23 protein-coding genes are annotated in these 21,455 nt (G+C 60.6%); 7 read left to right on the top strand and 16 right to left on the bottom strand.

Translation table 11 applies throughout. From position 1 onward, the window contains the following. Positions 1-166: 166 nt before the first annotated feature. Positions 167-775: a 50S ribosomal protein L25/general stress protein Ctc gene (locus GVL52_RS14295; RefSeq protein WP_160008172.1), complete on the bottom strand. Its 609-nt coding sequence runs from the start codon at positions 773-775 to the stop codon at positions 167-169. A 347-nt stretch (positions 776-1,122) separates the two neighbouring features. Here GVL52_RS14295 and GVL52_RS14290 point away from each other — a divergent pair, with 347 nt between their 5' ends. Both GVL52_RS14290 and GVL52_RS14285 read left to right on the top strand, forming a co-directional pair. Further along, the gene (locus tag GVL52_RS14290; protein ID WP_160008170.1) at positions 1,123-3,207 is read left to right on the top strand and encodes a bifunctional diguanylate cyclase/phosphodiesterase; all 2,085 of its coding nucleotides are present in this window, start codon (positions 1,123-1,125) and stop codon (positions 3,205-3,207) included. A gap of 81 nt (positions 3,208-3,288) precedes the next feature. Then, positions 3,289-4,740 carry a hypothetical protein gene (locus tag GVL52_RS14285; protein WP_160008168.1) on the top strand — a complete coding sequence of 484 codons (1,452 nt, stop codon included), beginning with the start codon at positions 3,289-3,291 and terminating at the stop codon, positions 4,738-4,740. 154 nt (positions 4,741-4,894) lie between these two features. Here GVL52_RS14285 and GVL52_RS14280 read toward each other — a convergent pair whose 3' ends face one another. From GVL52_RS14280 to lgt, 6 genes are all read right to left on the bottom strand, one after another. After that, complete coding sequence (locus tag GVL52_RS14280) at positions 4,895-5,827, bottom strand: ribose-phosphate pyrophosphokinase (RefSeq protein WP_160008166.1); 933 nt, start codon at positions 5,825-5,827, stop codon at positions 4,895-4,897. A gap of 106 nt (positions 5,828-5,933) precedes the next feature. After that, on the bottom strand, positions 5,934-6,773 hold the full coding sequence (locus GVL52_RS14275; RefSeq protein ID WP_160008164.1) for a hypothetical protein: 840 nt from the start codon (positions 6,771-6,773) through the stop codon (positions 5,934-5,936). Positions 6,774-6,885: 112 nt separating this feature from the next. Further along, complete coding sequence (locus GVL52_RS14270) at positions 6,886-8,037, bottom strand: Xaa-Pro peptidase family protein (RefSeq protein WP_160008162.1); 1,152 nt, start codon at positions 8,035-8,037, stop codon at positions 6,886-6,888. 5 nt (positions 8,038-8,042) lie between these two features. After that, a complete protein-coding gene (gene pgeF, locus GVL52_RS14265) occupies positions 8,043-8,837 on the bottom strand; it encodes a peptidoglycan editing factor PgeF (RefSeq protein WP_160008160.1) in 795 nt (264 codons plus the stop codon). Between the two features lie 96 nt (positions 8,838-8,933). Beyond that, a complete protein-coding gene (locus GVL52_RS14260) occupies positions 8,934-10,034 on the bottom strand; it encodes a class I SAM-dependent methyltransferase (protein ID WP_160008158.1) in 1,101 nt (366 codons plus the stop codon). A gap of 24 nt (positions 10,035-10,058) precedes the next feature. Further along, a complete protein-coding gene (lgt, locus tag GVL52_RS14255) occupies positions 10,059-10,907 on the bottom strand; it encodes a prolipoprotein diacylglyceryl transferase (RefSeq protein WP_200847821.1) in 849 nt (282 codons plus the stop codon). Between the two features lie 194 nt (positions 10,908-11,101). Here lgt and GVL52_RS14250 point away from each other — a divergent pair, with 194 nt between their 5' ends. The 4 genes from GVL52_RS14250 to GVL52_RS14235 all read left to right on the top strand — a co-directional run bounded on the left by GVL52_RS14250 (position 11,102) and on the right by GVL52_RS14235 (position 13,460). After that, positions 11,102-11,386, top strand: coding sequence for an accessory factor UbiK family protein (locus GVL52_RS14250; RefSeq protein WP_160008156.1), 285 nt, complete (start codon positions 11,102-11,104; stop codon positions 11,384-11,386). A gap of 393 nt (positions 11,387-11,779) precedes the next feature. Beyond that, positions 11,780-12,280, top strand: a complete 501-nt coding sequence (locus tag GVL52_RS14245; protein WP_160008154.1) for a YbjN domain-containing protein — start codon at positions 11,780-11,782, stop codon at positions 12,278-12,280. Position 12,281: 1 nt separating this feature from the next. Next, the gene (gene proC / locus GVL52_RS14240) at positions 12,282-13,106 is read left to right on the top strand and encodes a pyrroline-5-carboxylate reductase (RefSeq protein ID WP_160008493.1); all 825 of its coding nucleotides are present in this window, start codon (positions 12,282-12,284) and stop codon (positions 13,104-13,106) included. A 12-nt stretch (positions 13,107-13,118) separates the two neighbouring features. Beyond that, positions 13,119-13,460, top strand: coding sequence for a tRNA-binding protein (locus GVL52_RS14235; protein ID WP_160008152.1), 342 nt, complete (start codon positions 13,119-13,121; stop codon positions 13,458-13,460). On the opposite strand, the gene GVL52_RS14230 is transcribed toward GVL52_RS14235, so the two are convergent. From GVL52_RS14230 to GVL52_RS14205, 6 genes are all read right to left on the bottom strand, one after another. Beyond that, entirely contained in the window at positions 13,461-14,042 is a 582-nt protein-coding gene (locus tag GVL52_RS14230; RefSeq protein ID WP_160008150.1) for a DUF1349 domain-containing protein, read from the bottom strand. Positions 14,043-14,049: 7 nt separating this feature from the next. Continuing rightward, positions 14,050-15,426 carry an ATP-binding protein gene (locus tag GVL52_RS14225; protein ID WP_160008148.1) on the bottom strand — a complete coding sequence of 459 codons (1,377 nt, stop codon included), beginning with the start codon at positions 15,424-15,426 and terminating at the stop codon, positions 14,050-14,052. 28 nt (positions 15,427-15,454) lie between these two features. Continuing rightward, positions 15,455-16,156, bottom strand: coding sequence for a response regulator (locus GVL52_RS14220; protein WP_160008146.1), 702 nt, complete (start codon positions 16,154-16,156; stop codon positions 15,455-15,457). Next, on the bottom strand, positions 16,157-16,654 hold the full coding sequence (locus GVL52_RS14215) for a MarR family winged helix-turn-helix transcriptional regulator (protein ID WP_160008491.1): 498 nt from the start codon (positions 16,652-16,654) through the stop codon (positions 16,157-16,159). It lies immediately after the preceding gene. A 498-nt stretch (positions 16,655-17,152) separates the two neighbouring features. Next, complete coding sequence (locus tag GVL52_RS14210) at positions 17,153-17,419, bottom strand: hypothetical protein (RefSeq protein WP_160008144.1); 267 nt, start codon at positions 17,417-17,419, stop codon at positions 17,153-17,155. Between the two features lie 283 nt (positions 17,420-17,702). Beyond that, a complete protein-coding gene (locus GVL52_RS14205; protein WP_160008142.1) occupies positions 17,703-18,314 on the bottom strand; it encodes a DUF1236 domain-containing protein in 612 nt (203 codons plus the stop codon). A gap of 180 nt (positions 18,315-18,494) precedes the next feature. Between GVL52_RS14205 and GVL52_RS14200 the strand changes: the two genes are divergently transcribed. Further along, positions 18,495-19,145, top strand: coding sequence for an MBL fold metallo-hydrolase (locus tag GVL52_RS14200; protein WP_160008140.1), 651 nt, complete (start codon positions 18,495-18,497; stop codon positions 19,143-19,145). Between the two features lie 91 nt (positions 19,146-19,236). Here the strand turns inward: GVL52_RS14200 and GVL52_RS14195 are convergent, their stop codons facing one another. The 3 genes from GVL52_RS14195 to GVL52_RS14185 all read right to left on the bottom strand — a co-directional run bounded on the left by GVL52_RS14195 (position 19,237) and on the right by GVL52_RS14185 (position 21,395). Then, complete coding sequence (locus GVL52_RS14195; protein WP_160008138.1) at positions 19,237-19,659, bottom strand: BA14K family protein; 423 nt, start codon at positions 19,657-19,659, stop codon at positions 19,237-19,239. Between the two features lie 142 nt (positions 19,660-19,801). Further along, positions 19,802-20,017: a cold-shock protein gene (locus tag GVL52_RS14190; protein ID WP_018897410.1), complete on the bottom strand. Its 216-nt coding sequence runs from the start codon at positions 20,015-20,017 to the stop codon at positions 19,802-19,804. Positions 20,018-20,480: 463 nt separating this feature from the next. Next, positions 20,481-21,395, bottom strand: coding sequence for a DMT family transporter (locus GVL52_RS14185; protein WP_160008136.1), 915 nt, complete (start codon positions 21,393-21,395; stop codon positions 20,481-20,483). Between the last annotated feature and the right edge of the window lie 60 nt (positions 21,396-21,455).

Here is a 21,455-nt window from a genome sequence, read left to right as displayed (position 1 = left end):
TCCTTGCCGCAAAGGTTCCTGGTCCACAGCTGCTACGCCTACGTGAACGATGACCTATGCTTCTATGAAATGTCTTAATCGATGTTGAAGCGCTCCCTTCCAAGCAAATGAAAAGGCCCGCTTTCGCGAGAAAGCGGGCCTTATACTTTACAAATCATTCAAGCGATCAAGCTTCAGCTTCGCCTGCTTCTTCTTCTTCCGAAACGCCTGCTGCCGGAGCAACAATCGTCGCGATCGTGAAGTCGCGGTCGATAACCGTGGTCACGCCCTTTGGCAGGGTGACTTCGGAAATGTGGATGCTGTCGCCGATCTTCTTGCCGCTGAGGTCGATATTGAAGAACTCAGGGATGGCATCAGCCGGGCAATGAACTTCGACATCGTGGCGAACGATGTTGAGAACGCCACCGATCTTGAGGCCCTGGGACTTCTCTTCGTTGATGAAGTGAACCGGGATCGCGACGCTGACCTGGGTGTTGCCGGATACGCGCAGGAAGTCCACGTGCATCGTGAAGTCGCGGACCGGATCGAGCTGGTAGTCCTTCGGCAGAACCTTGTACTTCTTGCCGTCGACGTCGATCGTTGCAACGGTGGTCATGAAACCGCCGGCGTGGATGCGCTTCGTTACCTCATTGGTGTTGAGGGTGATAGAAACTGGGGCCTGCTTGTCACCATAGATGACAGCTGGAATTAGACCATTGCGGCGAAGTTCACGGGCGGACCCCTTACCAACCCGTTCGCGCGCCTCGGCCTTGAGCTCGTAACTTTTCTGGCTCATGACTTTTCCTTCCGAGGTTATATGGAGAGCTCCGCGACGGCTAAGCCTGCCACGAAACTGGAGGCGGGTTACCCCATCCTCATCCGCATTGCCTCCAAGGGTGTCTGCGCGGACGCGTGCGCTATAGTCTAGTTGCGGCTGGATGGCAAGCAGCGGCTGATCGGAATGGCGCTTTCGGCTCCACCTTCTGCACTGCAACAAGCAGCCGGCGAACTTCTCGCGGCGGCGCAAGCCATAAGTTGCAAATCGTTGTCAAGGTTTAACTATACAACTGGAATGGCGGGACAATTAATGAATGCTAATGTCGAAGTCGCTATGACAGAGCAATATCAATCTGGTCCGATTTCATGCTCCGCGTCATTTCCTGTATTGCAGTCGAACATAGCCTTTCACATCTGCTCATCGCAACTGTCATCTGTCTGCTCGGCTCGCTGCTGACGGTCCGGCTGTTCACGCGTGTGCGGCGAACACAGGGTCTGCAGAAGCTCAACTGGTTGTTCCTCGCCGGCTTCGTCGGCGGATCGACGATCTGGACCACGCATTTCATCGCCATGCTCGGCTATCGAGCATCGGTGCTGACGGGGTATGAACCCGGTTTGACGCTGCTGTCGCTGTTCATCGGCATCACCTCGGCAATGATCGGCTTCGGCGTCGCATCGGTGCGCCACGAGAAAAGCCGGCTTGTCGAGGCCGGTGGCGCCATCGTCGGGCTCGGCGTCGCGGCCATGCATTATGTCGGCATTACCGGTTTCAAGGTGGCGGGCCAGATCGAGTGGGACCAGCGCTATGTGGTTGCCTCGCTGATCTCAGGCGCTCTGTTCGGCGCGCTGATGACCAATCGCGTGGCGCGTTCGAGCAAGCTTTCGACCAAACTCGGCGCCTCCGTCCCGCTGATCCTGGCGATCGTCACCACACATTTCATCGGCATGGCGGGCATGACCGTCGTCCCCGATTCCAGCGTTGCCGTTCCTGCCGAAATTCTGTCGGTCGGCGTAATGACGGCTCTCGTCGGCGCGGTGATGATCATCATCCTGCTGCTTGGAGCATCGACCTACATCCTCGACATGCAATCGACGACGGCGGCCGTTGCGCGCTATCGTCATCTGTCGCTGCACGATCCGCTGACCCATCTCGCCAACCGGGCAGCGCTCAACGAACATCTCCCGGCACTGACGAAGAGGCTGACCAATCCAGCCGATCGCATTGCGGTTCTCTGTTTCGATCTCGACCGGTTCAAGGAGATCAACGATGTGCACGGACATGCAGCGGGCGATGCCGTTCTGCGCGCCATCGGCGAGCGCTTGAACAAGGTGTCCGAGGCGGGACAGTTCGCGGCGCGTGTCGGTGGCGATGAGTTCGTGGTGATTGCCGTCGATCAGAAGGGGCTCGCCGAAGTGCCGGCACTTGCCCAGCGTCTGCTCGACGATATCCAACTGCCTGTGGAATGGAACGGGCAGATTCTCAGCGTTGGTTCCAGCATCGGGATATCCAGCTTCCCCGACCGCGCGAAAACGGTCGACGATCTCCTGTCGCAGGCCGATGTCGCCATGTACCGGGCAAAGACGACGGTCGGTGGCAGCATCTGCTTTTACGATCCCTCCATGGACGAAGCGGTGCGGGCACGCAGTGCTCTGGCCATCGAGATGCGCGAGGGCCTGAAGCAAAACGAATTTCTACTGTTCTACCAACGGCAGAACGATACGGTCAGTCGCGAGGTCATCGGGCTCGAGGCGCTGTTGCGCTGGCGGCATCCGACGCGGGGTTATGTATCGCCGAACGAGTTCATTCCAATCGCCGAAAAGACCGGCTTCATCATGGAACTGGGTGAGTGGGTGCTGCGCACCGCCTGCGCGGAAGCCGCGACATGGACGAACCCGCTGCGCATTGCCGTCAACGTTGCCCCGCAGCAACTGGCCGATAGCCGCCTGCCGCAGACCGTGCAGCAGATCCTCAAGGACACCGGGCTTGAGCCTTCCCGCCTTGAAGTCGAAATCACCGAGTCCGGCATCATCGCCGACCATGCGCATGCACTGACCGCGATCCGCCGCCTCAAAGCACTTGGCGTCCGGGTGGCGATGGACGACTATGGCACCGGCTATTCATCGCTCTCGACGCTGCAGAGCTTTCCGTTCGACAAGATCAAGATCGACCGGGCCTTCATCGATGGCGTGGTCACCAACAAGCAATCGGCGGCCATCGTCCGCTCGACGCTCATCCTCGCACAAAGCCTCGATATTCCGGTGCTGGCAGAGGGCGTAGAGAAGGAAGAGCATATCGATTTCCTGCGCCGCGAAGGGTGCCTGCAGGTGCAGGGTTTCCTGTTCGGACGACCCGCGCCGCGCCAGGATATCGAGGCACTCGTGAACGGTGGTCCGAATGCGATCGAGCGACAACAGGTGGCCGATCCGGTGATACGCGACGCTGCTGCCTGATCGTTCCGGGCGCACGGCTGGGTTGACAGGGCAGGGCCTTAGACTTCACATGCGCCCTCGATTGGTACGGAGAGGTTCAGCATGCAGTTCAAGATGATAACGGCCGTCAGTGCGATTGTTCTGGGATTGGCCTCGACGGCGTCGGCTGTCGATATCAACCAGCAGGGCGCCAAGGACATCGAGACGAACTTGTCGAAGCTGCTGCCCAGAAAGGTGGGCAAGAGCTTCATCACCGTGAATCCCGCCGGGACGCGGTACGAGATCGTCTATGATTTTGCAAAGCTGCTGCAGAAGGTCGATCCGGCCAGCTTTACGATCAACGGCCTCGCGCCATGGTCGATTTTCGCGACACCCGAAGAGAGCGGCCTCTGGACCATCGAGGGGACCAATTCGCTTGACGTCTCCGGCAGCTTCACGGCGGCTGGCCAGCCGAAGACGGATTTCTCCTATGCGATCGATTCACTGGTTTCGAAGGGTGTCTTCGATCCCGCCATCAGCTATCTGAAGTCGGGCGATTTTTCGAGCAAGGCTGTTCGCTTCTCCTCGAAGACCGAGCAGGAAGAGGTCAGCGCCGAGACCGGCCCTTCCAACTACAAGCTGACGTCCTCGGACAGCGAAATGCCGGGGCGAACCAATTTTGCAGGCAGCGGCACGATCGCTTCCTTTGTCGAGAAGATCAGTGGCAAGGAAGTGCCGCCTGTCGAAATCCGCGCCGACTCGGTCGATTTTGCGGCAGCGGTCAATGGCGTGTCCGTGAAGAATATCCGCGATATCGTCGCCTTCCTGATCGAGCATTCCGACCAGAAGCGGCTCCGCCGGGCCGAGAGCAAAGTGTTCAAGGAGATGGTGAGCAAGGCATTTCCCTTGATGACCAGCCTCAACGAAACGGTGACGCTCAACAAGGTCAGCGTTACCAGCGTGGCAGGAAACGGTGGCGCCGACACCATCGACTACACCATCGGCATGAGCGGCCCGACCGACGCCATGCGTTTCGATGTCGGCATGGCTGCCAAGCAGATCAGCTTCGAGAGCGCACTGGTTCCCGAGATGTATGCGGCTTTCGTTCCGAGCGAAATGCAGGTCCAGATGGCGTTCCCGGAGATCAACGCCGCCGCCTTTGGCGACGAGTTGATGAAGATCGATCTGTCGGACGAAAAGAAGAAAACGGACGCCGAGACGGACAAGATGTTCGAGAAGCTGATTTCCGGCGGCATGGTGGTGGAGTTCCCGAAGATTTCGGCGCGCTCCAGCGTCTATGATGTCGAGGTTTCAGGCGAGGTTCGGGGCACGCCGCTGTCGAAGACCGACTATTCGATGAACGCATCGATCCTGGTGCGCGACTTCGACAAGACGCTGACGGCGATCCAGGAATTGGCCAAGGCCAACCCGGAGCTCAACCAGGTGTCCTTCGGTCTGATGATGGTCAAGGGCTTCGGCAAGGCCGATCCCGATGGCCGCCAGCGCTGGGACGTCAGTGTCACTCGCGACGGTTCGGTCACGGTCAACGGCCAGGTGATCAAGGGCGCCAACTAGAAGAGCGATCGTGCTTCCGGCGTGAATTGCATGCCGGAAGCGTTGTCCCATTGGCTTTGGATGAAAGCAGCGCGCTTCGGGTCGATAGTGCCCATAGCTTCGCCGCCGCGGAAGATCCACTCAATCGCAGGATGATCCGGCATTCGGTTTCGGTTCAGTCGAACAGACTGGAGACCGATTCTTCCTGGTTCGTGCGGTTGATGGCCTCGCCGATCAGGTTGGCAGTGCTGATGACGCGGATGTTGTGGGCGGACTGCACGGCCGTCGTCGGCTGAATGGAGTCGGTGATCACAAGCTCGCGCAGCTTCGACGAGGTGATGCGGGTGACCGCGCCGCCCGACAGAACGCCGTGGGTGATGTAGGCGGTAACGCTGGCTGCACCCTGCGCCAGCAATGCATCGGCTGCATTGCAGAGAGTGCCGCCGGAATCGACGATATCGTCGACCAGAATGCAATCCTTGCCGGCGACTTCGCCGATGATGTTCATGACTTCGGATTCACCCGGGCGGTCGCGACGTTTGTCGACGATCGCCAGCAGACAGTCGAGACGTTTTGCCAGCGCACGGGCGCGAACAACGCCGCCGACGTCAGGCGAGACCACCGTCACGTTGCTGATGTCGTAGTTTGCCTTGATGTCGCGGGTAAGTACCGGCACGGCATAGAGGTTATCGGTCGGGATATCGAAGAAGCCCTGGATCTGGCCTGCATGCAGGTCGAGTGTCAGCACGCGGTCGGCGCCGGCCTCGGTGATCAGGTTGGCGACCAGCTTTGCCGAAATCGGGGTGCGGCCGGACGCGCGGCGATCCTGGCGGGCGTAGCCGAAATAGGGAAGCACTGCCGTGATGCGGCGTGCCGACGACCGGCGCATGGCGTCGATCATGATGAGCAGTTCCATCAAATGGTCATTGGTCGGGAACGACGTCGATTGCACGAGGAAGACATCCTCGCCGCGCACGTTTTCCTGAATTTCCACGAAGATTTCCTGGTCGGCAAATCTTCGGACCGTTGCTCTGCCCAAGGGCACGTTGAGATAGTTGCAGATCGTTTCGGCGAGGTGCCGGTTCGAATTGCCTGCGAAAACCTTCATCTTGGTCCGCCTGTTGCCTGCTGATAGCCGCGCTTTTTAGCCAGCTTGTTCCCGAATGCAAGGGCAAAGGCGACTCGCGCCTTTATATTTCCAAAAAGCTTGTGGCTTAACCGCCGCGAGCATCCCGCCACGACGAAAACTCGGTGATCGTCTTCGATGCGATTTGCTGCATGACGGAGGCCGGAACGGCTGCCCATGGGTCTGTGGCTTCGGACGGAACGCTTTCCTGGCCCTGAATGCGATGCAGCCGGGCGCCGCTGTTGTCCAGCACGTCCCAGACATAGACCACCGTCACCTTGCCGCTGTCGGAAAAGGCCGAGAGATAGCCCTTCAGAATGAAGGCGCTGCTGTTGTCGTTGGAACTCTTGATCGACAGGCCGTGAGAGCGGGCCTCGGCGCCGAGCTGCCGCGACAAGGGTGTCACGGCCTGAACAGGAGCGCCGATGATCGGCAGGAAGCGGACGGTCGAGCCGGCGGATGGGGTCAGCATGGCCGTGCGGGCCGGTTCTGCCGGTTTCTGTTTGGCTTCAGCGTCGGCGATGTCCTGATCTTCGGCTTGCGCGTTCGATACCGGTTCGGCTTCGGTCTGCGGCTCTGGCAGAGGCTGGCTCTGGATCGCCGCGGAGGCGGGGGGCTCGGCGGTCTGGCCGTCGAGCGCGTAGGCCTGCGCCTGCATCGTGGTCGGCGGAGTGCCGGTGCCCTGAGCCGGCTCCTGCTGCGCGTAGGCGGGGTGATAGCCGCCCTGCTGTGGCGGCGACGAAAACGTCTGGCGACGCTGCTGCGTGCCGGCCATTCGCTCGACGTCGCCCTGGGTGACAGGCGTTGAACGGACGCTGCCAGATGTCTCGCCGATATCGACCAGCGGGGTCAGGGCATCCGTGGTGTTGCAGGCTGAAAGCAGGGCAAGGCAGGTGATGAGCGTGGGCGCTGTCGCAAGTCGCGTCATCCCTCGTGTCATCCTTTCATCGTGTGCATGTTGCCATGCAATATTTGCCCCGGCCAACTTTATGAAGGCCGGGGTGTGGCTCTGTCAATTGCGGATTCTTGCCTGTCACTCGTCAGGCGCTGATGAAATCCAGAGAATGGCGTGACAGGGCGCGCGGCGCGTCATCGGTCGTGAGATAGGTCTGGCCGAGGGTCATCGCCGTGCCGGTTTCGGAATCCATGATGATCATATGGACGAACAGCGACATGCCGGGTTCGATCTGCCGCGGATTGCCGATGTGGAACATCTGGTGCTCCATCCAGGAGGGGGAGAAGCGGGCGCCGAGCGAGTAACCGCAGGCATTCAGCCGGTGGCGGGCAAGGCCGCGCTCGTCCATGATTCTCGCGTGGATATCGAAGACGTCGCCAAAGGTGTGGCCGGGCTTCAGCACCGTTTCGATCGCCTGAATGGTCTCGAGGCAGGCATTGTAGAGCTCGCGGTGGCGATAGCTCGGTTCGCCGACGACGATCGTGCGCATCATCGCAACATGATAATGGGCGAAAACGCCGGCCCATTCGAGCGTCAGCTGATCGTTGGCGTCGAGCTTGCGACGGCCGGCCTTGTAGCGGCAGAGCAGGGCATCGACGCCCGAGCCGATGATGAACTCGTTGGCAGGATAATCGCCGCCGCCGGCAAAGACGGCGCCCTGCATCGCAGCAAGGATATCGGCCTCGTCTGCCCCGGCTTTCGTCAACGCGATGGCGGCATCCAGCGCATCGTCGGCAAGGGCGGCGGCGCGTTCGATATGGGCGATCTCGGCCGGGCTCTTGATCAGGCGCAGACGGCTGACGAGATAGGAGGCATCGGAGATCTGGCCGAAGGCCATCAGTTGTGCATCGACCAGCCGGGCAACACGCCCGGTCATGCCGTGGGTATCGTATTCGATGCCGATGCGGGCGCCAAGCAGGTCCATCTCGATCAGCAGGTTCTTGAGATCGACCGTCGGGTCGGCGTTGACGCGATCGACCCAGATATGAATGTTGTCGAGGATGGAGGTCTGCCGGGCCTGGCGTAGATCGGCCGAGCGGGTGAGCAGAGCCATCGTGCCATCGGACTTGACGACGAGCGTCTGGAAGAAGCAGTAGCCGAAGGTGTCGTAGCCGGTCAGCCAGTACATGCTCTCCTGGGCGAACAGCAGGACGGCGTCGAGCTTTTCGTCCTGCATCTGCCGTGTCAGGCGGGTCAGGCGGTCGGCGAATTCAGAGGTTTCGAAGTGCAGGCCCATACCGGTCACATCTCCCTTATGGCAATTGCAGAAATCTGTCGGCCGTAGTCCGGCTCTTGGTTGTGCGTGGTGCGCCGATAGGAGAAGAAACGCTCGCTGTCGGGATAGGTGCAAAGACCGAGGCTTTCGGCGCGCACGCCGGCATTTTGCAGCCGATCGACGGTAAATGCGGGAAGGTCGAACATCGCGTGGCCGGGCTTGGTGGAGGCGGTGAAATAGCGGTCGTATGTCGGGTTCTCGCTGACGAAACGCTCGACGAATTCCGGGCCGACCTCGTAGCTCGCCTTGCTGATCGACGGGCCAAGGCAGGCGACGATCGCGTCACGCCTGGCGCCGAGCTTGATCATCGCCTCAATGGTGTTTTCAAGGACGCCGGTGAAGGCGCCTTTCCAGCCGGCATGGGCTGCGCCGATGACACGGTTTTCAGGGTCGGCAAACAGGATCGGGCCGCAATCGGCAGCCAGCACGCCGAGCGCGATGCCAGGCGTTGCCGTGACCAGGGCGTCGGCCTGCTGGCGGGTGCCGTCGTATGCGGCATCGACGACGACGACGTAGGGCGAATGGATCTGATGCACGGTCGCCAGGCGCTCGACCGGGAGCTCGAACCAGCCGGCGACGCGCCTGCGGTTTTCCTCGACCTTCCCGCGCTCGTCATTGGAGCCGAGGCCGACATTCAGCCCGCGATAAATGCCGTCGGAGACGCCGCCCTGGCGGGTGAAATAGCCATGCAGAATGGCGTCGCCGGTCGCCTCGTTCAGCAGCGCGCTTTGGATCGGTTCCGGGGAGGGCGCATGGGTCATCATCGATTCCGAGTTTGGTTTTTGCTTGGTTCCGGCCGTTCCAGCAGGCGAAGCGCTTTCGATCGCCGAGATGTTGATCCTGCCGCGCCCGCCCTGTCAATCCACGGAACGGAACGGCATAAGGTCGATGGCGGGATGGGAAACGGCCATCACCTTGAAGAGTTCCCCCATCTTTCCCTCACCTTCGCCGGCAAGCCGATCGACGGCCGTCTGGATGATATGCTGGGTGTGGGGTTCGCGTTCGCGGCCAAGGGCTGCGGCGCGTTCCAGGATGCCGAGCCCGACCAGGAAGTCGCCCTGATGCAACTGACCGTTGACATACAGTCCTGCGGCGACGGCGGTCTCGCCGAGTGCCTGAAAGTCGACGTGGCTGGTCAGGTCGGCTTCGCCTGGGTGGGCAAGCGGCGGGTCGAACTCGTGCATGCGCACGGCCTGCAGCGTGTCGCCGAAGCCGGTGATCAGGTGGCCGTAATCGATCGCCAACGCCGTTCCATCGAAGGCCTTGAGGCGATCGGCGATGGCGACCATGACGGATTCGCGGGCAGGGGAGATCTCAAACAGGGTGCCCAAGGGCATGCTTGCCGCGTGCGGCGGCAGCAAATGCGGGTCAATGCCGGCAATGCCGGCTCCGAAAGCCAGATCATCGTCGATGCCGAGACCAACCATCCGTTCCCGGAAGCCGGTTGCGGTCTTCACGAACTGGCGGATCGGGATGGCGTCGAACAGTTCGTTGGCGGCGACCAGCGTGACGCCTTCGGGGATTTCGTCGAACCCGTCGTGCCAGGTAATCCGACCCGCATGGTGGCTGAGCGTTTCTTGCTGGACGTCGCGCAGGCGCTGGCTGGTTTCAACCAGATGGATGGTCATCGTCTCGAACAGCGGCGGCGCCAGGCGCTCGACGACGCGCAGCATGTCCGACATCATCGTGCCGCGGCCGGGCCCGATCTCGACCAGCCGGACGTCCGATGGCGTGCCATGGCGCTGCCAGGCGTGGACGATGAAGACACCGATCATCTCGCCGAACAGTTGGCTGACTTCGGGCGCGGTGACGAAATCGCCAGAGCTGCCGAATGGCTCGCGCGTTTTGTAGTAGCCGTATTCGGGATCGGCCAGGCACAGCGAGAAGTAATCGGTGACGCTGATCGGACCGTTCGCCTGAATGATCGCCTTGATCTTCTCACCGAGTGCGGTGGTCATGTTCTCCCCCTCCAATGGCCGAGATCAGGGCTGCAGAGCAGCCTGACTGCGGGCACGGATCATGGCCCAGAGGCCGAGCAGGATCATCGGCGACGACAGGACCATGCCCATCGTCAGCCAGTTGGTGCCGAGAAGGTAGCCGAGCTGGGCATCCGGTTCGCGGAAGAACTCGACGAAGATGCGCGACAGCGCGTAGCCGCAGACGAAGACGCCGGCAACAAAACCGGGTGTCTTGAGCGCGCGCATGCCGTAGATCAGGGCCGCGAGCACGACGACGAGCACGATGCCCTCAAGGCCCGCTTCGTAGAGCTGGCTCGGGTGGCGAGCGAAGGGGCCACCTGACGGGAAGACCACGGCCCATGGCACGTCGGCCAGACGGCCCCAGAGTTCGCCATTGATGAAATTGGCGATGCGGCCGAAGAACAGGCCGATCGGGACGACGGCTGCGACGATATCGAACAGGTTCCAGAGCGGGATCTGGTTGCGGCGGGCGAAGATGATCATGGCGATCGTCGTGCCGGTGAGACCGCCGTGGAAAGACATGCCGCCGTTCCAGATCTGGATGGCGCGGATCGGGCTCTCGATGATCGCCGGCATATCATAGAACAGGATATAGCCGATACGGCCGCCGAGCACGACGCCGAGCGCTACCCAGACGACGAAGTCGTCGAGCTGGGTCCTGGTGATCGGCGAGACATTGCCGGGCCAGAGGCTGTCATTGCCGGCGAGAACGCGGGCGTAGTACCAGCCGAGCATGATGCCGGCGACGTAGGCCAGGCCGTACCAGTGAATGGCCACAGGCCCGATGGCAAAGGCGATCGGGTCGATGTTGGGAAAAGGCATGATCGCCATGAGATCGGCAGCTGTCGGCAAGGTGGTCCCATCCGTTGATGTGGGCGGAAGATGGCCCTGCCATAACAGACGGTCAAGGTGATTGTTAGTGATGTCATATAGGTGCGGCGGCTTATCCAGTGCAAAGCGCTTGCATCCTTAACATTGAAGCCCTACCTCATTCTTCAGGGCCGAGAGTGGCCGGAAGCGATATATTTCAAAGGGAGTAAGCCGCCATGACGACAGGCGCCAACCGCATCATGGACGAGTTCGCCAAGCTGATGACCGATGCCGCGGGCGCTGCCCAGGGTGTGCGCAAGGAAGTCGAAACCGCGTTCAGCGCGCAAGCCGAGCGCTGGCTGAACAGCATGGACATCGTCAAGCGCGAGGAATTCGAAGTCGTTCGCGAAATGGCGATCAAGGCCCGCGACGAGAACGACGCACTTCTGGCACGCATTGCCGTGCTGGAAGCCAAGCTTGAAGCCAAGCCGGACGCGAAGGCTGCCGCCAAGGGCAAGTAATCCCGTTCTGAGACAGACTGCGGTGTGGCCTTTAAGAGACACACCGCGGCTACGGCCAAAAAAGCAGGTGTGGTTATCCACCTGTGGACACTGCCAAAAAAGCCAATGGGCAGAGTCGTTTAAACCCTCCTTCTGAATCTGATTGCCAACACCTTTCCACAGCGGCGTTCCCGAAAACGGCCCTCAGGGGGCTGGCACACCACCGGGTGCGTTATACACTGATTTTAAATGATGATTCGAAGCAGTTGGTAAGCTCCGGGCAGGTTCACTGCGTAAGTCTGGTAGCGGTTCAACGATCATCTGGGTTGGTGGTTTCCGGGTATCTGTGTGTGTTCGCTTGTGTCTCGTTGGACGAAGTCGTTACGCATTCACTCCGGATCAAGAAGGTGCTGCATGAGCCTCATGGAATTGGAAGTCGAGCGTCAGTCGAACCCGGTCGATATGATCGAGTACGTCGCCGCCCACAACGACTGGGCTTTCGAGCGGTCGGGTGACGATGAAATCGCGATGACGGTCGAGGGCAAGTGGACGGATTATCACGTCTCCTTTTCCTGGATGGAGGAGTTCGAAGCGATCCATCTCGGTTGCGCCTTCGACATCAAGGTTCCCGAACAACGCCTGAACGAAGTGACGAAGCTTCTGGCCGCGATCAATGGTCAGGTGCTGATGGGGCACTTCGATGTCTGGCGCCAGGAGGATGTGATCATCTTCCGGCAGTCACTGCTGCTTGCCGGCGGTGCCGAGCCGACCAACCGCCAGGTGGAGGTGCTGCTGGCCAGCGCGCTCGACACTTGCGAAGCCTATTACCAGGCGTTCCAGTTCGTCATCTGGTCCGGCATGGATGCCAACCGCGCCATGGAAGTGGTCCTGTTCGAAACTGTGGGTGAAGCGTAACATGTCGTCCGGTCTGTCGTCCTCGGGTCCGATCGTTCTTGTCGGTGCCGGCAATATGGGGGGCGCGATGCTCTCCGGCTGGCTGAAGAACGGCGTGTCCGGTGCTTCGGTCGTGGTCGTCGATCCGGGCCCTTCGGCCCAGATGATGGAGACCATCAATTCCGCGGGCGCGAGACATGTGACTGCTGTTCCTGCTGAGCTTAAAGCGGGCGTTCTGTTTCTGGCGGTCAAGCCGCAGGTGATGGAGACGGTCCTGCCGCTGGTAAAAAGTGCCGTCGGTGCCGAGACTGTTGTCGTCTCGGTTGCTGCGGGCAAGACGCTCGGTTTCCTCGAAGCGCATCTCGGCGAAGCGGCGATGGTTCGCGCCATGCCGAACACGCCGGCGATGGTTGGCCGTGGCATCACCGGCGCCTTTGCCAATGCGCGGGTCAGCCAGAACCAGCGTGATCAGGTTCACGCGCTGCTGCGGGTCTCCGGCCCTGTCGAGTGGGTGCCTGAAGAGACCGATATCGATGCCGTTACCGCCCTTTCGGGCAGCGGTCCTGCGTATGTGTTCTATCTCGTGGAGTGCATGGCAGAAGCAGGCCGCAAACTTGGCCTGCAGGCGGACCTTGCCATGCGGCTTGCACGGGAAACTGTCGCGGGGGCTGGTGAGCTTATGCACCAGTCCTCCGACGACGCCTCGCGGCTGCGCCAGAACGTGACGTCTCCCGGCGGCACGACGGCGGCAGCGCTTTCGGTGCTGATGGCAGAGGATGCGATGCAGCCGCTGTTCGACAGGGCTCTGGCTGCAGCGCGCAAGCGTGCGGAAGAACTTGCAGGTTAAGGCTGAGATCATATGACCGAAGAAATCACGTATGCCGATTTCGAGCGCGTCGATATTCGCGTCGGTACGATTATCGAAGCCAGTCCATTTCCAGAAGCGCGCAAGCCGGCATTCAAACTGTTGATCGACTTCGGGCCCGAGATCGGCGTGAAGAAGTCGTCTGCGCAGATCACCGTGCACTATACGCTGGAAAATCTGGTTGGCCGGCAGGTGCTCTGCGTGGTCAATTTTCCGCCGCGGCAGATCGGGCCGGTTCGCTCCGAGGTGCTGACGCTCGGCTTCGAGGACGAGGCAGGCGCGATCGTGCTTGCGGCACCCGACAAGCCGGTGCCGAACGGCCGGAAGATCATGTGATCAGTGGATGTCGCGCGAGAGTGGGTCTGTCACGTTGAAGTCGTGGAACACGGCTTCGAAGCCGCCGCGTTGCGGTGAGCAGAAGACCGGGCCGACGGCAACTTCCGTGAAAGCCGGGTCGAACCATGCCAGGCGGGCCATGCGCCACTCCGCCATCTGATCCGTGCGGTACTGGACGAACAGTGCATCGCCGTTGCGTGTTATCCGCACCGACATTGTCTCGAAGTCATGATCAATACGGAATGCCGACCAGTCGGAGTGGCCGTTGGTGACGACGACGCTGAAATGCCGGGCGCCATCGGTGTATTCGATACCGCATTTCATCCAGTGCGTGGCGTCGGCGCGCAGCATGATGCCCGCCTGGTCATAGAGCGCCTCGTAGCGGCCCGAGAAGCGAACCTCGGCGGTGAAATCGCCGCGACGCGGCCGGGACAGGAAATGGCCGTCGTCACGATGGAAGCCGTAATAGGTTCCCTGCCAGAAGTCCCCCTTGTCGCCGGATCGCAGATGCAGGGCGCCATCGCGCAGTTCTGCTGATGGTGGCGGGTTCAGCCATGTCATGTCTGACGTATCGATGCTCATATTCGTCTCACGCTGGGATGCGGATGATGGCGCGCAGGCCGCCCAGCGGGCTGTCGCCAAGCGTGACGTTGCCGCCATGGCTGCGAGCGATGTCGCGGGCGATCGCAAGGCCGAGGCCGGTGCCTGACGCGTCGAGGTTTCGCGCCTCGTCGAGCCGGAAGAAGGGCTTGAAGACATCCTCGCGGTTCTTCTCGGGAATGCCGGGGCCATCATCGTCGAACGTGATGGTCAGCCATCTGGCGCCATGCTTTGCCTCGATGTTCAGCGTCTTGGCATAGCGTCGCGCATTGGAGGCGAGGTTGGTGACGAGGCGGGTGAAGGCATTCGGCCTCACCGAGATATCGTCATTGCCATCGATCGAATAGGTCATCGTCTTGCCATGCAGGCTGAAATCCGGTTCCAGCTTCGCGAGCAGTTCGTTGAGCTTCAGTTCGCCGACATCCTCCTCGACTTCAGTGCGCGCGAAAGCCATGTAGGCTTCAAGCATCGACTGCATGTCGTTGACGTCTTCGTTCATCCCCAGCAGGTCGGGATTGTCTCCGGCCAGCGCCAATTGCAGCTTGAAGCGGGTCAGGATGGTGCGCAGGTCGTGGCTGACGCCGGTCAGCATGGCCGTTCGTTGTTCCATCTGGCGCTCGATGCGTTCGCGCATCAGGATGAAGGCAAGGCCGGCACGCCGCACTTCGTCGGCGCCGCGCGGGTAGAAGTTCTCGGCTTTCTGGCCCTTGCCGAAGCTCTCGGCTACGGCCGCCAGTTTCTGGATCGGGCGGATCTGGCCCCTGAGGAAAAGGATCGAGATGGTGATCAGGACAAACGAGGCGCCGACCATCCAGACGATGAAGATATGGGTGTTGGAGGCATAGGTCTGGTTGCGCTTGGCGAGTACGCGCAGGATCTTGCCGTCGAGCTTGACCCTGACTTCGACAAGGTCGGAATCGCCGACGGTGTCGATCCAGAAGGGGCGCTTGATCTGCTCGCGGATTTCGTCGCTGAGAATGCCGTCAAGGATCGAGAAGAACGGCTTGATGCGGGGAGGCGGCAGTTCGCCGTCCGGTTCGATCGATATCTGCAGGCCGAGCTGGTCGCGGGCGATGCGGGTCGCCTCGCTGTAGTCGGTGTCCTGCGGGTAGGTCTCGATCATCTGGATGATCGCGGCGATATCGGCGGTGACGGCCATCGACAGGCGCTGGGTCACCATCTGCCAGTGCCGCTCCATGAAGACGGCGGCGACGACGGATTGCAGCAGCACCATCGGCATGATGATGATGATCAGCGAGCGGACGTAGAGGCCTTTCGGCAGTTGGCGCCGCAGCAAACGCGTAAACCAGCGCCAGCCGTAAGCCGGCGAGCGGTCCTCGCGTCGCAGAGAGTCGAATGTCACCATCTCAGTTGCCGGTCCCGCGTTTGGATCCTCAATCGATGCTCAGGCGGTATCCTATACCACGAACCGTCTGCAGCCAGACCGGATTTGAGGGATCGTCCTCGATCTTGCGGCGCAGGCGGTTGATCTGGACGTCGATCGTGCGTTCGCCGACCTCGACATCATTGCCGATCAGCTCGTGGCGGGGGATGGTATCGCCGGCGCGCTTGGCAAACAGCAGCATGATTTCCTGCTCGCGATCGGTCAGGCGCACGACTTCGGATGCCTTCTTCAGCTCGCGGCGCGTCAACGAGAAGGTGTAGGGGCCGAACATCACCTGTTCGATCTTCGGCGCGTCGCCGGATGCGTTGCGGCGCAGGATATTGTTGATTCTCAGCACCAACTCGCGCGGGTCGAAGGGCTTGGGCAGATAATCGTCGGCGCCGGCCTCGAGGCCGGCGATACGGCTGTCGGATTCGGCCAGCGCCGTCAGCATGATGATCGGCACGTTCTTGATGATGCGCAGATCCTTGGTGACGTCGATGCCGGATTCGCCGGGCATCATCACGTCCATGATGATGAGATCGAAATCGAGCCCCGCCAGCTTTCGCCGCGCTTCGGCGCCGTCGGCGGCGACCGTCACCCGGAAGCCGTTCTCGCTCAAATAGCGGTTGAGCAGCGCGCGGATGCGCGTGTCGTCATCCACAACGAGCAAGTGGGCCGCATCGTCCGAAATCACAATCTTCGCTGCCATTCAGTCCGCTTTCGAGTTTTGTCTGTTCTGCATGCCACTCAGGAAGGCTTTTACACCCTCCCGTACCTCCGGAGATGCTCCGTCGAATGCTCTCTCAATACGGCGCGATTGCGGCTCAGCCAGTGCAAGCGCCAGTTCCCGTCCCGTCTTGGTGGGATAGAGCTTGCGCTGACGCCTGTCCTCAGGCCCCGCGATTTGTTGAATATACCCCGAATCGATCAGCTGTTTGAGTACTCTTGCGAGACTCTGCTTGGTTATCTTCAATGTATCCAGAAGATCGGCAACGGTCATGCCGGGGTTTCGGTTAACGAAATGCACCACGCGGTGATGGGCGCGTCCGAAGCCGCTCTCCGATAGAATGGCATCCGGATCGGAAACAAAGTCCCGATAGGAGAAGAACAGCAGCTCGATGATGTCGAAGTCGATGGTATCGGTATTCTCCAGCGGCTTGGTCAGCGGCTCCGGCTTGCCGGCTCTCGGGCTGTTCTGTCGTGCCAATTTGGCATTTCCTTTCTTCGTCTGCGCCACCGCACGCGATGTCGGAAAATTAGTCAGCATTCGTGACATAAATTCCAGCATCGTTCGGTCCCCAGGTATGTGTGAGGGCAAGGAGACCGGCTTTCCCATGACAACCGATCGGCCCGCATACATTCCCCATCCGACACATAATTCCCCTGTGTCCGTGGATTAAGACGCATATTTGCGGCAACAATCAACAGGCATGGAGCGTTGCCGACGGCGAGTTCACAACGACTTCGCGGCGTTCGGCTTGTTTCAATCCGTTCGGTGGTGAAATTGGGTTCGTGCGTGGATTTGCTTCGTCGAACAATCGAGGGGATTGGGGTGCCGGCGTACGCAGACATCGCCGCCCGGCGTTCGCGCCGATGGCGGCAGGCTGAAGCATGTCCGGTTGCAGCCGCGGCCGGACGATCAGGGCACAGCGGGGGGGGGCGGCCGATCTCCGTTGCGGAGGCCGGCCGCCTGCCTTCGCGTTTCTTATCTTGCCCTGGCAGCGACCGCGCCGACGATGGTCGAGAGAATGCCGCCGCCGATCAGGCCGCCGATGCCGTCGGCAATGAGCCCGGTCATCTGGGTTTCTCCGCCGACCAGCGTCAGCAGCATGCCGCCGCCGATCCCGCCGATGGCGCCTGCAATGGTGCGGGCAACGGCGTTGACAGCCACCTGCTTGAGTGCGGCACTGGCAACATTGCCGCCAACCGCTCCTGCAATCAGTTGGGTAATGAGTGGTAACAAGGCTTCCATGATTTCCCTCCTTCGCGCTTCATCAAGCGCATCGCCGACTGCGTCATTTCGCAACATGGTCGCTGTCTGGAACGCCCAGTTTGGATATGGCCAGCCCCACAGTCGATCCGGCGTCCGATCGGGAACAGGGATATCGTCTGAATATCAGTAATTTATCATATAAAAGACAGGAACGGAATGGATGGCAACCCAAAGGGGAAAATTTTGGTGGTGCGCGTTTACCCGATAAGAAGGCACAAAAAAGGCGGCCAAGCGGCCGCCTTTGGACTTCCCGATCCGCGTCTTAATTGTAGACGTAGACGATACGGCGGGTGCCTGGATCGACCAGCACCGGACGGTCGTTGATGCGTGCGTAGCGATACTGGTAGTCGGGGATCTCCTGGAAGGTCACCGTGCCAGGTACCTGCGCACCGACAACGACGTCACCGTTGATGGCGACTGTCTGGCCGGGGTTGGTCTCGATATAGGTGGTGACCGTCTGCGGCGGGTCGATCGTATCGACCGATCCGACCGGACCGAGCAACTCGTCGCCGGGTGCAGGCTCGGCAGGGCCGGTGCTTGTGGTCGTCTCATAGGTCACGACGGGAATATCGAGATCGGACTGGTGCTGATCGACGACCACCTGGTTGCCGTCCTGATCCATCTGCAGATACTGGGCATAGACCCAACCGCGCATGCCATTGACATCGACGCGGCACCACTGGCTGCCGGCCACGCAGCCGTCCAGAATGGTTTCCGAGCCGCGGGTGGCGACGCCGACTGCCGGATACTGATCGCCAGGACCGGCGTGAACGGTCATGTCGTTGATGGCCGTTGCGGCCATTTCCGCGCGGGCGAGGCCGGCGGTTGCCAGGACCATTGCACCAGCCAGGAAAATATTTCGCTTCAAGGTCATCATGTGTCTCCTCTTTTGGATAGGCTGGTAACGCCCCGGGTAGGGGTAGGTTCCCCTTGGAGCGATCACAGCAGGTTACACCAGCAGTTGCGGCGTGAGGCGGTGTTCGGCAAAATGGAGGCTGCGCGCTGCGGAATTTGCGATTATACCGTCGCGCAGATCAGACGAAGCGAGGCACACATGACCATGCTCCAGGCCGGGATCATCCCGGTGACAGCGTTCCAGCAGAACTGCACCATCCTGTTCGATCAGGAGACGAAGGAAGGCGTTGTCGTCGATCCGGGCGGAGATGTGGCGAATATCCTGCAGGGCATCGAGCAGAACGGCCTGGTGATCAAGGCGATCTGGCTGACCCACGGGCATCTCGACCATGCCGGCGGCGCGAAGGCGCTGAAGGAGGCGCTCGGCGTCGATATCATCGGCCCGCACGAGGATGACCTGCCGTTGCTGCAGCGGATCGAGACGCAGGCGCAGAAATATGGGCTGCCGCAGGGCGACATGCAGAATGTGGAGCCTGACCGCTGGCTGAAGGACGGCGACACGGTTTCCTTCGGCGAGCATGTGTTCGAAGTCTATCATACGCCCGGCCATGCGCCTGGCCATGTCATCTATTTCAACCGGGCGCAGAAGTTCGCGCATCTGGGGGATGTTCTCTTCAGCGGGTCGATCGGCCGCACCGATCTGCCTGGCGGCAATCATCAGCAACTGCTCGATTCGATCCGCGACAAGGTGCTGCCGCTTGGCGACGAGGTCGGGTTCATCTGCGGCCATGGCCCCGGTAGCCGGATCGGCGACGAGCGGCGCAGCAATCCCTACCTTCAGGGTCTCTGACCCATTGGGGACCTGATCCGTTGGGCAATTGACCTCGACAAAAAAAGCGCCGCTGAAAAGCGGCGCTTCATTCATTGCAATCAGGCGTCGATCAGTTGGCGACGCAGAAGTGGCTACGGCCGTCATTGCCGATAAAGGTGCCGCTGCGTGAATCGAACGAGCGGTAGCGATAGGAGCAATAGCGCTCCCACTGCGGCGTCCATGGTTCGACACCGGCGCGAACCGGAACCGGGCGGTAATAACGCGGGGGAGGCGCGCGGTAGACCGGCGCATCTTCATATTCGTAGGGCGGATCGATGTAGCGGCGTTCTTCATAACGCGGTGCACTGGCAATCGCCGAGCCGACGATCAGGCCCGTTGCAAGGCCGACCGCACCGCCGACGAGGGCATCGTTGCCGCCGTGATGATAGTGATTGCGGTAACGCCAGTCGTCAGCCGAGGCAACGCCGATCGACGAAAGAGTGATGGCAGCCGCGGTTGCCGTCAGAAAGAGGGTCTTGGCAAGCCTATTCATGATGTCCTGTCCTGTTCAAATTCTCAACCGGTTTTGCACCTTGATAATGGCAAGTTAACGGCTGCGATCTGAATGCAGGCTGAACGACAAAACCCGGCACGCCTGCCGGGCTTCAACTCGAATTCGCATCGTCTGCGAGGGATCAACCGTCGATCTGCAGGTTGACTGCCTTCGGGCCCTTGCCGCGGCGATCTGGCTCCGTGTCGAAGCTTACCTTCTGGTTTTCCGTCAGGCCGGCAAGGCCAGAGGCCTGCACGGCTGAAATGTGAACGAAGATATCAGCGCCCCCCTTGTCAGGCTTGATGAAGCCAAATCCCTTATCGGTGTTGAAGAATTTTACTGTGCCAGTTTCGGCCATGCTCAGGTCCTTTTACCTCTGCTCGCCATCCACACGAGCAGCATACTGATATTGCCTCCTCACGGAGGCGCTAGCAGGCAATCATTGAATTGTGAGAAAAAGGTCCCCTCTGAGTCAGTCAGGTTCACCGCAGGACTTCCGCCCGCTTTATCGGAACCGACCGACCGGAGTATTAGCGTCTCCGGCGCGCAAATTCTTAAGGACTTCCCATGCTCGCAAAATGCCCGAACACCATGAGAGTGCTGCGATATTACAATTTTGGCAAGCAAAAGTTTTCCGATGAATGGGCCGCTGCGGCGTCATTTCAAGGGGCGTTTTGTGCTCAAACGAAAAAAAAACGCTCTTCAGCCGCCGCTGAATAACGTTTTATATCGTTAGCAATATATTTTAAGGGCAGATTTTGCCAAAAATACAACGCCCGCGCGATCCGCGGAATGTTAAACTTTTTTTCATCTTTTCGATTTCATCCCAGATTTGGGCTGGTATTCAGGCTGTTTCGACTGCGCCGGCGCGCTATTTCCGGGACGATTTCAACCAGAAGCATGGCAAGGAACATCAGCGCGCAGCCGGCATAGCCGAGCGCTGGCATGGTTTCACCGAGCAGAAGAGTGCCAAGCGAGGCGCCGAACAGCGCTTCCGACGACAGGAAGATGGCTGCCTGCGAGGAGGTCGTGTAGCGCTGGCCGATGATCTGGAGCGAAAAGGCAACGCCTGACGAGAAGATGCCGACATAGAGGATCTCCGGTGCGGCCGCCCGGACCGCTTCCCAGCTGATCGGTTCAGTGACGATGGCCACGGCCAGCGCGCAGACGGCGGTGACTGTAAACTGCGCCGTCGAGAGTGTCAGCGCCCGGCCGGTCTCCGAGACGGTGATGCCTGCGAGCGTGATCTGACCGGCCCAGAAGACGGCGCAGACGACGGTGAGCAGATCGCCGCGCGACAGCGCCGACAATTCTCCACCAGACAGAAGATAGATGCCGGTCACGGCCATGATGGCACCGGGCCAGACGATCCAGTGCGGCGACCGGCGCAGCAAGACGACGGAGATGATGGGAACGATGACGACGTAGAGACCGGTGATGAAGCTCGAATTGGTAACGGTCGTCGTCTGCAGCCCGAGCTGCTGCGTGGCCGCACCGCCGAACAGTGCAAGACCGATCAGTGCGTAGAGCCTGACATGACGCGGCGTGGTTCTGGTCGTCGCCTTGCGGGCTTCGATCAGCATGAACGGCAGCACCGTCATCGCGGCAATGGCAAATCTCAGGCCGATGAACCAGAAGGGGCCGATCGACTTCATTGCTGTCGACTGTGCGACGAAACCACCGCCCCATATGGCAGCGGCGAGCAATAGAAGGAGGTTCGCCTGAATGCGCGTCATTGCAGTCTCGATTGCTGGGAGCTTGATGTCTGGAAGGGGAAACGGTCGAATTCGGCGCGA

It is taken from the genome of Rhizobium sp. 18055 (genome assembly GCF_902706285.1).
In the GTDB taxonomy this organism is placed as follows: domain Bacteria; phylum Pseudomonadota; class Alphaproteobacteria; order Rhizobiales; family Rhizobiaceae; genus Rhizobium.
The sequence above is the reverse complement of the archived record's forward strand: the minus strand, read 5'-3'. Positions and strand labels throughout refer to the sequence as shown.